Consider the following 12,513-nt stretch of genomic DNA (forward strand, 5'->3'; position numbering starts at 1 on the left):
CGGACCTACTGCCGGTCGGTCTCGTCGAACGTGGTGTCCGGGTGGTGCAGCTCCCGGTCGGCGGCCGGGTCGGCCGCGGTCGGCGTACGGTCGGCGGCGGCGCGCGGGCCGGTGCGGCCGACGGTGATGGTGCGCGTGGCGGGCCGGACCGCCCGGGGCAGTCGCACCCGTAGCAGGCCGTGGTCCATGACCGCGTCGATCCGCTCCGGGTCGACGCGCGCCGGCAGGTCCACCCGGTATTCGAAGCCGCGGGTGGTGAACCCGCCCGGGATGCCCTGGTCGGCGTTGACCTCGGCCTCCGACCGGGCCCGTACGCACAGCTCCCGGTCGTCAAGCTCGACGGCCACCTCCTCCGGCGCCACGCCGGGCAGCCGGACCACCACCTCCCAGCCGTCGGCCACCTCGGTCATCTCCACGTCCGGGGTGCCGGACCGGCCGCTGACCAGCCGGCTCAGCTCGGCGCGCAGCGACTGCAACTCGCCCATCGGGTCCCAGCCCTGCTGGCGGTCCCACCAGCCCTTCGGGTCGGTCATCGCACGTCTCCGATCCGCTGGGCCGCCGGGGCGGGGCGCAGCGAGCTGGGGGCGTCGAGGTCGTGCTCCGGGTCGACGCCGACGCCCAGCCGGTCCACCAGCTCACCGCCGAGCCAGGCGCTGAGCCCGAGGATCGCCACGGCGACCACCTCGATGGCGATCAGGGCGCCTCCGGCCGCGCGTGAGTCGGCGTTGAGCCGGACCACCCAGACCGCGGCGAAGAGCAGGATCACCGCCACGTTGGCGCCGGCGTGGGTGAGCCCGACCCGCTTGGCGCGGGTGCCGGCCGGCAGAGCTAGCAGGTCGAAGGCGCCGGCCGCGGCGGCCAGCAGGCCGCCGATCAGGCCGACCGTGAGGTTCCAGTACGCGACCTCACCGAGGAAATCCGGCCCGCCCACGGTGTCGATCAGGTCGAAGATCACCGCGGTGACCAGCAGGCCCAGTGGGAACATCACGAGCATCGGGTGCACGGGATGGCCGAGTACCTTCAGTCGGCTCTCCATCTCGGTCTCCATCCGTCGACTCCGGACGCGCGGCGCGTTCCGGTCCCTGCCTGCCGGCGTCCGGGGGCAGACCCGGCGGCCGACACGCTCCTACACTCACGATGGCGGATCCCGACCCGCCCCGGGCCGGAACCGTCGTCGAGGTCAACGGACGGGGGAGGAAGACGTGACGAGGCAGGAGATCACCAACGCGGAGGAACTACGCGATCTGCTTGGCGCACCGATGCCGCGGGCGGTCGCGAAGGAGCGCCGCATACTGCACCAACGAGACCGGGAGTGGCTTGCCGCTTCGCCGTTCTGCCTGGTCGCCACCGCCGGGGCGGACGGCAGTTGCGACGTCTCCCCGAAGGGTGACCCGCCCGGCTTCGCGCTTGTGCTCGACGACACCACCGTGGCCATCCCGGAACGCCCCGGCAACCGGCGCGCCGACGGCTACCGCAACATCCTGGAGAACCCGCACGTGGGCCTGCTCTTCCTGATCCCCGGGCGCACCGACACGCTGCGGATCAACGGCCGGGCCCGGCTGCTCCGCGACGCGCCCTGGTTCGCCGACATGGAGGTCAAGGGCCACCGGCCGGTGCTCGCCGTCGAGGTGGCCGTCGAGCAGATCTTCTACCACTGCGCGAAGGCGTTCCTCCGCTCCGAGCTGTGGGCGCCGGAGACCTGGCAGCCGGACGTGCTGCCGTCCCGCCCCCGGCTCATCAAGGAGGTGGAGGCGCCGGCGGAGAGCCTGGCCGACCTGGAACGGCACTACGGCCCGGACTACGCGAAGAAGCTCTACGTCTGACCGGGGCCGGTTAGGCCGGAGCCACCTGGGTACCGATTCCGGTGCAGACGACGGGACGACAAGGAGTGGTCATGACCAGGAAGGTCGAGAAGTCCATCGACGTCGACGTGCCGGTCACCACCGCGTACAACCAGTGGACGCAGTTCGAGGACTTCCCCCGGTTCATGGGCGGCGTGCGGGAGGTGCGCCAGCTCGACGACAAACGGATGCACTGGGTGGCCGAGATCGCCGGTGTGCAACGCGAGTGGGACGCCACAATCGTCGAGCAGGTGCCGGACCGGACGGTGGCGTGGGCGGCGACCGGTGGCACGCCGAACGCCGGCATGGTCCGGTTCGCGCCGATCGACGCCGGCCGCACCCAGGTCCAGCTCCTGCTGGAGTACGAGCCGGAGGGCCTGGTCGAGCAGGCCGGCGACCGGTTGCACCTGGTGGACCGGCAGGCCGAGTCCGACCTGGAACGGTTCAAGGACTTCATCGAGAGCCGGCAGGTGGAGTCGGGCGGCTGGCGCGGGACCATCGCCCCAGGCGGCATCCCCGGCCCGTCCGACGGCGCCGACCCGGCGGCCCGGCACCGGGCGGACACCGACGAGGAGCCGCCACCGCCGGAGACCGAACCCGAGTACGCTCCGGAGCGGCCGGCGGGCATCCTTCCGCCGCAGTAGACCTTTCCCTGCACTGCCGGAGTGGGGCCCGGTGGACCGGCCGACGTGGCCGTTCCACCGCACGTCGATCGCGCGCCCGGCGACCGCCCACGGCACGATAGCCGACGCCGCCCTGGCCCGGCGGACCTTGTCCGCGGGGTGCGCGGCGGTCCTACGGGCGCGCGGCTGTCTCAGGATCGGCGGCGGTGAGGAGTCGGCGTAGCCCGGCCTCGTCGCCGCTGACGGTGGCCCTTCCGGCGGCGAGCGCGGTCGGGAGCGAACCGGAGCCGTCGAGCAGAGCGTTCAACGTGGCGGGATCGGTGCGCAGGCAGGCGTCCGCGTGCGCCGGCTCGCCCGGCTCGACGTGGATCCGGCTCGCGTGAAGGCGGACCGTCCACACGTGGTCGTCAAGCTCGAAGCGGTAGGTGGCCGGCGGCACGTCGGGGCGCCGGGAACCGCGCAGGAACAGGAGCACCGAGGCCGCGCTGAGCTGGACCGGAGCCGGTGGCGGCGGGAAGCGCAGGCCCCAGCCGCCGAGCGCGAGCAGGATCGGTTCCAACTCGCGCCCGGAGTCGGTCAGCTCGTACACCGTCGAGGCCGCCGGGGCCGGGAGCCGACGCCTGCGGATCACCTCGCGGTTCTCCAGCTCGCGCAGCCGGTCGGTGAGCATGTTCGAGCTGGCCCCGGGCAGCGCCCGGTGGAGGTCGGAGAAGCGCTGCGGCCCGAGGAGCAGCTCGCGGACGACGAGGAGCGCCCAGCGCTCGCCGACGACGTCGAGGGCGCGGGCGATGCCACAGGCGTCGCCGTAGGTGCGGCTTGTCGGCATGCTAAAACACTACCACTTGGTTGTTAATAACAAGTACGCTCATGGTCATGAGTCATCCAGTGGTGCACTTCGAAATCATCGGGACCGACCCGCAGCGGCTACGCGGTTACTACGGCACCCTGTTCGGGTGGGAATTCGACGTCGGCGGCCCGGTCGCGGAGCCGGTCTCCCGACCCGGTGAGTACGGGTTCACCGAGCCCGCCGGCAGCGGACAGCCCGGCATTCCGGGCGGCATCGGCGGTGGGACCGGCCACCGACCACACGTCGTCTTCTACGTCGGCGTCCCCGATGTGGAGGCCGCGCTCCGGCGCGCCGAGCAGTTGGGCGGCAGCCGCGCCATGGGCCCCGAACGGGCACCCGGGCGGGACCTGGTGGTCGCCCACTTCACCGACCCCGAGGGCAACCTCGTCGGCCTCGCCGGACCGGCATAGCCTGCGGCGCGCCCCCGCTCGTGACCCGCCGCCCTCGCCTCCCGCCGACGCGCGCGGCGGACGTCACCGCCCGTCCGCCCGCTCGCGCAGGAGCGCGTCCCCGGTGCGGTAAAGCTCGACGAGCAGTGGGCGCAACTCCGCGCCGGCCCGGGTGAGGCGGTAGCAGGTGGTCGGCGGGAAGGTGCGCGACCGGTCACGCTCGACCAGGCCCTGTCCGGTCAGCGCCGCCAGCCGCTCGCTGAGCACCTTGGCGCTCAGGTCGGGAAGCGCCGCCCGAAGACAGCCGAAGGATCGGGGGCCGTGCATCAACTCCCGCAGCACCAGGGTGGCCCACCGGCCGCTCACCGCGGCCAGGGCGACCTCGACGGGGCAACCGGGCTCCGGCTGCCGGGCGGCGCCGCGCCGGTCCGGCACCAGGTCACGATCCCAGCCGCCGCTCACCGTTTGGTTACCTGCGCGAACGCCGCCTTGACTGTCGGCATGTCTCACGATTTCCGCACCCACCCCACAAGTATCCCGCTCAGCGACAGCGCCGCCCAGCACCCGTCGGTGTTCGCCCACGCCTTCAACTCGGGGAGCGCCGCAGCGGTCGAGCAGGTCTACGAGCCCGGAGGCCTGCTCGTCACCGTTCCGGGCCAGCCCGTCACCGGCGCGGCCCGGATCGCGGCCAACCAGCGCTTCCTCGACCTCGGGCTCCCCATCGAGGTCCGACCCCGACACGTCTACGTGGCCGACGACATCGCCCTGCTCATCGTGGACTGGACCATTGACGGCACCGATCCCGGCGGCCGACCCGTACACATCGAAGGCACCGCCACCGACGTCGCCCGCCGCGGCCCCGACGGCCGCTGGCGGTACATCATCGACAACCCGTTCGGCACCGCCGAGCCGGAGGTTCCGCACGGTCAGGGGTAGAAAGTCCAGGTTCGGGGGTCCGTGGCCGGCCGGGTTCCGCACCGCGCCGGCATCTTGTGCGCCTCCGGCCTTGACATCGCCAATACGGTCGTACATATTGGTGGCGTGGCAAGACCATCAAACAAAGAACACCTGCTCCACGCGGGGCTCGAAGTCGTACGTCGACGGGGCCTGAACGCGGCAGGCGTACGCGACATCACCACTGCGGCAGGCGTGCCGCAGGGGTCGTTCACGAACCACTTCTCGTCAAAGGAGGCGTTTGCCCTCGAGATCCTCGACCGATACTTCGACGACGTGCGCAGCGTCATGGCACAGACGCTGCACGACAAGAGCCAACCGCCGCTGGAACGTCTCCGGGCCTACTTCACCGCGATCAGCGAACGGATGCGGTCCCGACAGTGGCACCACGGATGCCTCATCGGCAACCTGAGCATCGATTCCTCCGAAGAAAGCGAAGCCCTGCGCAACCGGCTCGCCGAAATCTACGACACCTGGCGCCAACCGTTCGCCGCATGCCTCGACGACGCCGCCAGGTCGGGCCACATCCGGCTCGACGTACCGGCGCTCGAGATGGCCGACTTCCTCATCACCTCCTGGCAGGGGGCCCTGCTGCGGATGAAGGTGACCCGAAACTCCGAACCACTCGACCGCTTCCTGACCATCGTCGACACCGCTGTCCTGCGACCCACCTCGTCCGGACCACGACCCTGAGGGCACCACCATGACTATCACCGAGACTCACCCGGTCACCGCGATCCCCGCCACCGATCCGCACCCGCGCAAGCGCGTGGAACTGCTCGGCACCCACCTGAGTTACATCGACATGGGCACCGGCGACCCGATCGTCTTCCTGCACGGCAACCCCACCTCGTCGTACCTCTGGCGCAACGTCATTCCCTCCGTCGCCGACCTCGGCCGCTGCCTCGCACCCGACCTGGTCGGTATGGGCGACTCCGGCCCCGCGGTCGACGGAAGCTACCGCTTCCTCGACCACGTCCGTCACCTCGACGCCTGGTTCGACGCGATGGACCTCGGTGACGCGATCACTCTCGTCCTGCACGACTGGGGATCGGCCCTCGGATTCCACTGGGCCGCACGGCACAGCAGCCGGATCAAGGCGATCGCCTACATGGAAGCCATCGTCCAACCTCGCCGCTGGTCCGACTTCCCCGCCGGCCGGGACACCCTGTTCCGGGCGATGCGCTCCCCCCAGGGCGAACAACTCGTCCTCGACGAGAACTTCTTCGTCGAGACGGTGCTGCCCAAGAGCGTGCTGCGACCGCTGACCGGCGAGGAGATGGACCGTTACCGCGCACCGTTCACCACCCGTGAGTCCCGGGTGCCGACGCTGGAGTTCCCTCGGGAGTTGCCGATCGACGGTCAACCCGCTGACGTCGCCCGGATCGTCGACGACTACGGCGTGTGGCTGGCCGGCAGCGGCGTGCCGAAACTGCTCGTGGCCGCCGAACCGGGTGCCCTGCTTGTCGGCCGGGCGCTGGAGTTCGCGCGTACCTTCCCGAACCAGCGAGAGGTCACGGTAGCCGGCAGTCACTACCTACAGGAGGATTCGCCGTACCAGATCGGCGCCGCACTGCGTGCCTTCCTGATCGACTGAACCAGACAAGACGCCCCCTGACCAGCGCTCCTGCTGGCCAGGGGGCGTCACTCCTGGAGCCGCCTGATCGAATGTCAGGGGGTGCAGAACGGCGCCGGCCGGGTGAGGCCGAGTTCCTTGCAGTCCCATTCGGTGCCCTGCTCGTAGTACCGCCAGCCCGTATCGGTCGTGTGATGGAACAGGTAGCGGACGTTGCCGCCGGCCGGGCGCCTCACGTCGGCTGCCGCCCAGGTCTCCGCGCACTGCACACCGGTGGACGCGAAGGACCAGTCCTGCGGCAGTTCGACCAGGTCCCCGAGGGTCTCGATCGACGGACAGCCGGGTTTCCCGGCTCCGGCGCCGCTGGGCGCGGCTGCGGGTGCAGCCGACCGGTCGGGCCAGTGGCCGGCGGCGAAGGAGACCGTGCCGCCGATGGCGAACACCACCGCCGCCGCAGCGGCGCCTGTGACGAGATTCGCCCGCCGCTGCGACTGCCGCGACCTGCGCAGGGACCGCTCGTACAGGTCGGCGCTGCCGCCGTGCTCGCTCAGATCGGACATGGCCTGACGGAGCGGCCCGAGGTCGTCGGTCATCAGGCCTCCTCCATCACGGCCGAGAGCAGCTCGGGCGCAATCTGCCGCATGCGGGCCAGCGCCTTGCTGGTCTGACTCTTGATCGTGCCGACGGAGCACTGCAACAGATTCGCGGCCTCGACCTCGCTGCGGTCCTCGAAGAAGCGGAGCACAAGCACCGCGCGCTGCCGCTGGGTGAGTTGACCGCCCGCAGGTTGCCGCCGGCCAGAGTTTTTCTCGAAGTCGGGGTTGAGCCATCCCCGCTTTGATAGGCACACCAATCCGCACGTCGGTGAGTACCCGGTGCGACCGGGCACGTCCGCACGGCGTCGGGACGTGCACCGTGCTGTCGTCGGTGCTGCCCTACCGGGCCGCCATAGGGTCTGCGCTGTCGGCCGGCCCCGCGAGGTTCCCGGTGTCGGCCGGGCGGCCGGGCAGCAGGCTGCTGCCCGCCAGGATCACCAGGACGCAGGTAACGATCCACCAGTACGCGAACCGGAACCCGCGCATCGGATCGGCGTCACCGGCGACGTCGACGATGAGCGCGACCACGGCGATGCCGATCGACGCACCGAGCTGGTTGAGCATGTACAGCACCGAACTACCCTGCGGCACCTGGTGGCTGGGCAGCGTCCGGTACAGGGAGCCCATGGTGGGCGCGCCCACGGCCCCGAGCCCCACGCCGATGACCAACGCGCACAGTGCCGACCACGCCCCGCTGGTCCCGGCGTCGACCCGGGTGAGCGCCAACGCGCCGAGAGTCGCTGTCGCGGCGCCGGTGAGGGCGGGACCCCGGGCCCCGACCGTGTCGCTGAGCCGACCGGCGACCGGCATGGCCAGGACGGAGCCCAACCCCAGCGGGGCGACGAGAAGACCGGCGGCCAGGGCGCCGTCGCCCTGCCCGTGCACCTGCTGGTAGTAGAGGGGCAGCACGAACAGGATCGAGTAGGTGGCGACCCCTACCAGACCCTGCACCGTAACGCTGACAGAGAAGCTCCGGCTGACGAACAGCCGCAGGTCGATCAGGGGTGGCACCCGTCGGGGACGCAGGGCGTGCGTGGCGTAGGCGGCCAGTGCGGCCACGCCGATCGCCAGGGGAACCGCCACCCGCCAAGCGGTCAGCGCACCCGCGGTGCCGACCTGGGACAGGGCAAGCACGACCGCGCCCACCCCGGGGCCGGCCAGGACGAGGCCCAGCACGTCCAGGCGGCTCCGGGGGTTGAGCGTTTCCGGCGTGTCGGTCGGCACGACCCGCAGCGCCAGCGCGAACGCCACGAGGCCGATGGGAATGTTGACCAGGAACATCCATCGCCAGGTGGCGGTGTCGAGAACAACACCGCCGATCACCGGGCCCAGCACCGGCCCCAGTGGCAGGACCGCACCCATCAGTCCCATCACCCTCCCCGCGCGGTGCGGTCCCGCCGCGCGGGCCAGCAGGGTCAGCACCAGGGGGTCGAGGATGCCGGCCCCCACGCCCTGGACGACACGGAACGCGATCAGGCTCGCCACGCTCCAGGCAAGGCCGGAAGCCAGCGATCCGACCATGAACAGCAGAAGGCCGAAGAGCCAGAGCCGTCTCGCGCCAAACCGGTCCACCGCCCAGGTCGTGATCGGGATGGTGGCGGTCAGGGCGAGCAGGTAACCGGTGGACGCCCAGCCGATGGCGCTGACCGAGGCATCGAAGTTGCTGGTGAGGGTATCCACGGCGACGACGACCATGGTGCCGTCGAGGATGCCCATGATCCCGCCCAGCAGCACGACGCTGACCAGCCTGATCAGCGCTGGATCCAATCTGTTGTCCGCCCCGGTCACAACACTCCCCCGCTCATCTGGATGAACTAGCGGGTTCAAATTACCGGTCTGACGGGATAACTTTCAACAAGAACCGTTCAATAAACTAAACCAGCCGGTTTAATTTGCTGGACGTAGGCTAGGGTGTCCTGATGGTGGACGTTGCGGAGCGTGAGGAGCAACGGCGCCGGGGCCACCGGGGGCGCATCGACAAGCGGCAGGCGATCCTCGACGCCGCGTTCGTCGTGTTCGCGCGCAAGGGCTATGCGCAGGCCTGCGTCAACGAGATCGCCGCCGAGGCCGGCGTCGCCAAGCCCACCGTCTACAACCACCTCAACGACAAGGTGAACCTCTTCCGTCACGCGATCGAGGCAGCCTCGGGCACCCTCATCGCGGAGAACCTGGCCATCATCGGCCGGCTCGCCGACCCCGGCGACGACCTCCGGTCCGCCCTGCTCACGGTAGGCGGCGAACTGGCCCGAGTCGCCTGCGACGAGCGGGCCCGAGCGCTGCGGCGGCTGCTCTACGCCGAAGCCACCCGTTTCCCCGAACTTCTCGACGCCGTCCCCGAGCGCGGGCCGGACAGGCTCACCGAGGCGTTGGCCGACCGCTTCGCCCGCCTTGCGCTGGGCGGCCGATTGCGGATCTCCGATCCGGCCCTGGCTGCCGAGCAGTTCCTCGCGCTGATCACCGGGCCCCTGGAGAGCCGGTCGCGCTACGGCGACCGCAGCGTCTCCGCGCAGGAACAGCAGGCCGTCACCGTCGCCGCCGTGGATACGTTCCTGCTGGCCTTCGGGTAGGCCACGCGCATCGACAGCACCACCGTCAGACGTGGCCAGGCCCGAATCTGACGCCGGAACGATCTTCCACACTGACGGTGCGGGCGACGCGACGCGCACGTACCATGTCGCTCATGATCGTGGCGCAACTGCAGGAGTGGTTGTCGCAGCAGAATCCCCACTCACCCGTCTCCATCATGGGCATCGCCGATTGCGGCGCGTCGGTGCAGGAGTGGGACATCAACCTCGGCACAGGGCAAGGGCCAAGCGCCGACATCGATGAAGTCGTCATCTCGTGGGTCCATACACCAGAGGCCGAAGCGCGCTACGAGACGCAGAAGCACTAAGCCGTACAGCCATGGACTGCGGCGTCCCGTCGCGTGCCCGATGGGGCGGACCCGAGGGGAAACGGCTGTCAGGTGCGCCGGACCTACGCATTACGAGTCGGTCCCGCAGGGCTGGTCCAGCGTTCGGTCCTCGTGCTCTACTCCCGGTCCGTGATCGTCCGCTAACGCTCGCTGGCTTGGCTGCTCGATTGGCTGCTTCAGCGGCCTGAGCCTTTACTCGACACCTGCACTTCTGTGCTGTGCGGCCACCCGGCCGAGCCGGAGCGCCAACCCCCGCCGGGGGATACGGAGCCAAGCTATCGAATGCCGCCAGCCGGTGGCGACTGACGTCATGGAAGCAGGTGTCGGCCATCATCGCTCGGCATTCAGGGTTACCCCGCATCAACATTCGAGCGGCCTTCTTGCTGCTTCCCGCTGGGACCTTGCAGCTAGGCTTGCCTCGACGTTGACCAGCAGATCTGAGCGGAGGGCTGAGCATGGAAGCCGGTAGTGCCGCCAGCGCTGACGCAGAGTTGCGTCCATGGCGTGCAGGGAGCTTCCTTCAGTCGCTCAGCCCGGCGTCCCGGGAGCGGCTCATCAAGGCTGGCGTCCCGAGAGCTTTTCGAGCTGGTCAGACCCTAGTACGGCATGGTGATCCATCCGACCACGTGTTCGTGATAACTAGTGGCGTAGTGAAGATCGAGGCCGTCACCCCAGACGGTCATGACGTAACTCTCGCTTGGCGCGGCCCCGGCGACGTTGTGGGCGAACTGTCCGCCATAACGGGGGAAGGGCGTTCCGCTACGGTAGAGGCGGTTCTCGACGTAAGGGTCTGCCTTATCCGAAATGAAGACTTTACGCAGCTACTCCTAGCCGATCCGCCGGTAGCGCTGGCGTTGACCAAGATGATCGCCCAGCGACTCACCTCCGCCAATCAGCGAAGACTCAGCTTCGCATCACAGTCCGTGACTGCGCGCCTCGCGGGCATCTTGGAGGTACTCGCCGACAGCTTTGGCCATCGCGAGGCCGGCGGCGCTGTGATCGACATTCCGATAACCCAGTCAGACCTGGCCTCAATGATTGGAGCCGCTGAGGTCACTGTCCAGAAATCCTTGCGGACCCTTCGGAGCGAAGGTGTCATCCGGGCCGGATACCGCAAGATTCTCATCACGGACCGTAGCGAGCTCAAGCGACTCGCACACCCCGAGGACGTCTAAACCCTTACAGATATGCCTTCGGAACACGTCCTGGTATGGTTTCTCCATCACGGGACCCGCCGTTGCTGTCGTCTTGAGGGGCGCGCACCATGAACTTGACCTTGGCCGTTGTTGGGGCCGTACTCGTGGCCATCACCATCCTGGGGGGAGGACTTCGCATCGGTGGCGTACAGATCGCCAACATCTCTCGGCCCCGCATCCTCCTACTTGCCGGCTTCGGCGTGGTCACCATGGCGCTAGGGCTCTACTTGGAGCTGTCCTCCGTACGGGCCATGGCCCCCGAACCTGCCAACAGCGGCGTTCATGTTCCGAGCGCCGCCCCGACCAGCGCCAAGTGATGCACCGGAAGATGATTTTGCCTAACAAGATGCGGCCTCCCGCAAACACGTCGAGAAAAGCTCTACCCACTCCCGCCGAGATGTGGTCATCTGACGTATCGGTCACCTTCTCTGCTACAAGCCTGTTCTTTGACATGCGGCGGTCAACCGACCTTCTTGTTCATGTCGGCGAAGTTGGCCTGGCGCGAATACTGCAAGTATTCATCCATCACGCAGTGCGGGCCGCCGAACGGGAAGGCGGCTCCATCCAGCACTTCAACGGCGACGGCGCCCTAGTTCTCTACACAGGAGAATACGCCACTGACTCCGCCCTGAGAACAGCGATTGACATAATGGACAGCGCACGCAATCGCGTAATGCAGCAAATTCCGGAATTTGCCGAAAAGGCTCGTGTCTTTCTCGGCAAGGATGGCCTCGACATCACGACAGGAATAGATCACAGCCCAATATTCGCAGTAGCGGTAGGGAGCGAGAAGAACCCGTTTACATCTTGGACTGGCATCGGAGTTCATACCGCGGCAAAACTCTCTCGACTTGCACCACCGGACAGCATTGCCATAACTGAGCAGGCAGTCAGCCAGTTAAGAGAAATCGCAGCTCCTGCCGGATTCCTGACCAGTTACACAATAGGTGGCACGGAGCGCATGGTGCACGTAACCGATCCCCGTACTCTTAGTTAGGAATCTGGGAGGGTACTGCCAGCTTGGGAAACGGATTGATCGACGTTTCAGGCCTGGTGCTAGCTGGCTGGCGAGCGGAGGGCGACGGCGACAAACTGTGGGACGAACTGCGGTTGACCGATGTTGCCCCTTTGCGTCGGGCACGGATCGGGCACGAGGCAGGTGGGCCGGTGGAAAGGCTAGCTCTGTCGAGCCCAGACGCTTTCCGCTAGGGCTGCGTGTAGGTCCTCTCCGCTGGGGACGCCAGGTACTTCTTCTCTTCGAGGATGCGCCTAGCCAGGCCGCTTTGTTGTCTGAAGGAACTTCAGGATGGAAGCCTTCGAGCTCTCCGACAGGCACCAGGAAAATGCCAAGGCTAAGCAGGTAGAAATCGATGCGGTCGAACGCTCCGATGGCTTGACCCCGCGACCAACTTCTGCCGACTTTCTTAAACGCCTTCCAACCTGTTGTCGGGCGAGGCCAGCTTTCGAATAGTGGCCAGGTCGCCCGAAGTTAGAAACTGATCTCGCCATGTAAGAGGTCGATATCGACAGCACATGCCACTGGAACCCTCGCTGAGTGCAGTGCGCCGACGCGACCG

Annotated in this window: 16 protein-coding genes and 2 pseudogenes; 11 read left to right on the forward strand and 7 right to left on the reverse strand. The window is 68.3% G+C overall.

Annotation, left to right across the window (positions count from 1 at the left end; translation table 11 throughout):
- Positions 1-5 precede the first annotated feature (5 nt).
- Together SM450_RS05445 and SM450_RS05450 are read right to left on the reverse strand one after the other, a co-directional pair.
- Positions 6-533: an Hsp20/alpha crystallin family protein gene (locus SM450_RS05445; protein WP_474618564.1), complete on the reverse strand. Its 528-nt coding sequence runs from the start codon at positions 531-533 to the stop codon at positions 6-8.
- Complete coding sequence (locus SM450_RS05450) at positions 530-1,036, reverse strand: DUF2231 domain-containing protein (RefSeq protein WP_474618565.1); 507 nt, start codon at positions 1,034-1,036, stop codon at positions 530-532. The genes SM450_RS05445 and SM450_RS05450 overlap by 4 nt, the downstream gene beginning before the upstream one ends.
- A 166-nt stretch (positions 1,037-1,202) precedes the next feature.
- Between SM450_RS05450 and SM450_RS05455 the strand changes: the two genes are divergently transcribed.
- Both SM450_RS05455 and SM450_RS05460 read left to right on the forward strand, forming a co-directional pair.
- Positions 1,203-1,823 (forward strand): pyridoxamine 5'-phosphate oxidase family protein, encoded by a 621-nt coding sequence (locus tag SM450_RS05455; protein ID WP_474618566.1) that lies wholly within the window; start codon positions 1,203-1,205, stop codon positions 1,821-1,823.
- Positions 1,824-1,894: 71 nt separating this feature from the next.
- A pseudogene (locus SM450_RS05460) lies at positions 1,895-2,341 on the forward strand (SRPBCC family protein); the annotation flags it as partial.
- 295 nt (positions 2,342-2,636) lie between these two features.
- On the opposite strand, the gene SM450_RS05465 reads toward SM450_RS05460, so the two are convergent.
- Complete coding sequence (locus SM450_RS05465) at positions 2,637-3,290, reverse strand: winged helix-turn-helix transcriptional regulator (RefSeq protein ID WP_474618567.1); 654 nt, start codon at positions 3,288-3,290, stop codon at positions 2,637-2,639.
- A gap of 47 nt (positions 3,291-3,337) precedes the next feature.
- Between SM450_RS05465 and SM450_RS05470 the strand changes: the two genes are divergently transcribed.
- Positions 3,338-3,721 carry a VOC family protein gene (locus SM450_RS05470; protein ID WP_474618568.1) on the forward strand — a complete coding sequence of 128 codons (384 nt, stop codon included), beginning with the start codon at positions 3,338-3,340 and terminating at the stop codon, positions 3,719-3,721.
- A gap of 63 nt (positions 3,722-3,784) precedes the next feature.
- Here SM450_RS05470 and SM450_RS05475 read toward each other — a convergent pair whose 3' ends face one another.
- Positions 3,785-4,135, reverse strand: coding sequence for a winged helix-turn-helix transcriptional regulator (locus SM450_RS05475; RefSeq protein WP_474619022.1), 351 nt, complete (start codon positions 4,133-4,135; stop codon positions 3,785-3,787).
- A 66-nt stretch (positions 4,136-4,201) separates the two neighbouring features.
- Between SM450_RS05475 and SM450_RS05480 the strand changes: the two genes are divergently transcribed.
- The 3 genes from SM450_RS05480 to SM450_RS05490 are packed head-to-tail and all read left to right on the forward strand — an operon-like array spanning position 4,202 to position 6,251.
- Positions 4,202-4,636 carry a YybH family protein gene (locus SM450_RS05480; RefSeq protein WP_474618569.1) on the forward strand — a complete coding sequence of 145 codons (435 nt, stop codon included), beginning with the start codon at positions 4,202-4,204 and terminating at the stop codon, positions 4,634-4,636.
- Positions 4,637-4,657: 21 nt separating this feature from the next.
- Positions 4,658-5,347, forward strand: a complete 690-nt coding sequence (locus SM450_RS05485; protein ID WP_474618570.1) for a TetR/AcrR family transcriptional regulator — start codon at positions 4,658-4,660, stop codon at positions 5,345-5,347.
- A 10-nt stretch (positions 5,348-5,357) separates the two neighbouring features.
- On the forward strand, positions 5,358-6,251 hold the full coding sequence (locus tag SM450_RS05490; protein WP_474618571.1) for a haloalkane dehalogenase: 894 nt from the start codon (positions 5,358-5,360) through the stop codon (positions 6,249-6,251).
- 74 nt (positions 6,252-6,325) lie between these two features.
- Here the strand turns inward: SM450_RS05490 and SM450_RS05495 are convergent, their stop codons facing one another.
- The 3 genes and pseudogenes from SM450_RS05495 to SM450_RS05505 all read right to left on the reverse strand — a co-directional run bounded on the left by SM450_RS05495 (position 6,326) and on the right by SM450_RS05505 (position 8,593).
- Entirely contained in the window at positions 6,326-6,823 is a 498-nt protein-coding gene (locus tag SM450_RS05495) for a hypothetical protein (protein ID WP_474618572.1), read from the reverse strand.
- Positions 6,823-7,005 (reverse strand): annotated as a pseudogene (locus SM450_RS05500) (sigma factor-like helix-turn-helix DNA-binding protein); the annotation flags it as partial. The pseudogene SM450_RS05500 and the gene SM450_RS05495, both read right to left, overlap by 1 nt.
- 160 nt (positions 7,006-7,165) lie before the next feature.
- Positions 7,166-8,593 carry a DHA2 family efflux MFS transporter permease subunit gene (locus SM450_RS05505; RefSeq protein ID WP_474618573.1) on the reverse strand — a complete coding sequence of 476 codons (1,428 nt, stop codon included), beginning with the start codon at positions 8,591-8,593 and terminating at the stop codon, positions 7,166-7,168.
- Positions 8,594-8,745: 152 nt separating this feature from the next.
- On the opposite strand from SM450_RS05505, the gene SM450_RS05510 reads away from it, so the two are divergent.
- The 5 genes from SM450_RS05510 to SM450_RS05530 all read left to right on the forward strand — a co-directional run bounded on the left by SM450_RS05510 (position 8,746) and on the right by SM450_RS05530 (position 11,933).
- The gene (locus SM450_RS05510; protein WP_474618574.1) at positions 8,746-9,393 is read left to right on the forward strand and encodes a TetR/AcrR family transcriptional regulator C-terminal domain-containing protein; all 648 of its coding nucleotides are present in this window, start codon (positions 8,746-8,748) and stop codon (positions 9,391-9,393) included.
- A gap of 113 nt (positions 9,394-9,506) precedes the next feature.
- Positions 9,507-9,719 (forward strand): hypothetical protein, encoded by a 213-nt coding sequence (locus SM450_RS05515; RefSeq protein WP_474618575.1) that lies wholly within the window; start codon positions 9,507-9,509, stop codon positions 9,717-9,719.
- 476 nt (positions 9,720-10,195) lie between these two features.
- Positions 10,196-10,915, forward strand: coding sequence for a Crp/Fnr family transcriptional regulator (locus SM450_RS05520; protein WP_474618576.1), 720 nt, complete (start codon positions 10,196-10,198; stop codon positions 10,913-10,915).
- Between the two features lie 89 nt (positions 10,916-11,004).
- Positions 11,005-11,253, forward strand: coding sequence for a hypothetical protein (locus SM450_RS05525; RefSeq protein ID WP_474618577.1), 249 nt, complete (start codon positions 11,005-11,007; stop codon positions 11,251-11,253).
- The gene (locus SM450_RS05530) at positions 11,253-11,933 is read left to right on the forward strand and encodes an adenylate/guanylate cyclase domain-containing protein (RefSeq protein WP_474618578.1); all 681 of its coding nucleotides are present in this window, start codon (positions 11,253-11,255) and stop codon (positions 11,931-11,933) included. The genes SM450_RS05525 and SM450_RS05530 overlap by 1 nt, the downstream gene beginning before the upstream one ends.
- Positions 11,934-12,513: the final 580 nt, after the last annotated feature.

The organism is Micromonospora marincola, assembly GCF_056150385.1.

What these genes read in the sequence shown, in the direction of transcription:
- SM450_RS05520 (WP_474618576.1), top strand. Translation starts at nt 10,196, where the DNA reads ATGGAAGCCGGTAGTGCCGCCAGCGCTGACGCAGAGTTGCGTCCATGG.
- SM450_RS05445 (WP_474618564.1), bottom strand. Translation starts at nt 533, where the DNA reads ATGACCGACCCGAAGGGCTGGTGGGACCGCCAGCAGGGCTGGGACCCG.
- SM450_RS05515 (WP_474618575.1), top strand. Translation starts at nt 9,507, where the DNA reads ATGATCGTGGCGCAACTGCAGGAGTGGTTGTCGCAGCAGAATCCCCAC.
- SM450_RS05510 (WP_474618574.1), top strand. Translation starts at nt 8,746, where the DNA reads ATGGTGGACGTTGCGGAGCGTGAGGAGCAACGGCGCCGGGGCCACCGG.
- SM450_RS05530 (WP_474618578.1), top strand. Translation starts at nt 11,253, where the DNA reads ATGCACCGGAAGATGATTTTGCCTAACAAGATGCGGCCTCCCGCAAAC.
- SM450_RS05450 (WP_474618565.1), bottom strand. Translation starts at nt 1,036, where the DNA reads ATGGAGAGCCGACTGAAGGTACTCGGCCATCCCGTGCACCCGATGCTC.
- SM450_RS05495 (WP_474618572.1), bottom strand. Translation starts at nt 6,823, where the DNA reads ATGACCGACGACCTCGGGCCGCTCCGTCAGGCCATGTCCGATCTGAGC.
- SM450_RS05490 (WP_474618571.1), top strand. Translation starts at nt 5,358, where the DNA reads ATGACTATCACCGAGACTCACCCGGTCACCGCGATCCCCGCCACCGAT.
- SM450_RS05480 (WP_474618569.1), top strand. Translation starts at nt 4,202, where the DNA reads ATGTCTCACGATTTCCGCACCCACCCCACAAGTATCCCGCTCAGCGAC.
- SM450_RS05525 (WP_474618577.1), top strand. Translation starts at nt 11,005, where the DNA reads ATGAACTTGACCTTGGCCGTTGTTGGGGCCGTACTCGTGGCCATCACC.
- SM450_RS05465 (WP_474618567.1), bottom strand. Translation starts at nt 3,290, where the DNA reads ATGCCGACAAGCCGCACCTACGGCGACGCCTGTGGCATCGCCCGCGCC.
- SM450_RS05470 (WP_474618568.1), top strand. Translation starts at nt 3,338, where the DNA reads ATGAGTCATCCAGTGGTGCACTTCGAAATCATCGGGACCGACCCGCAG.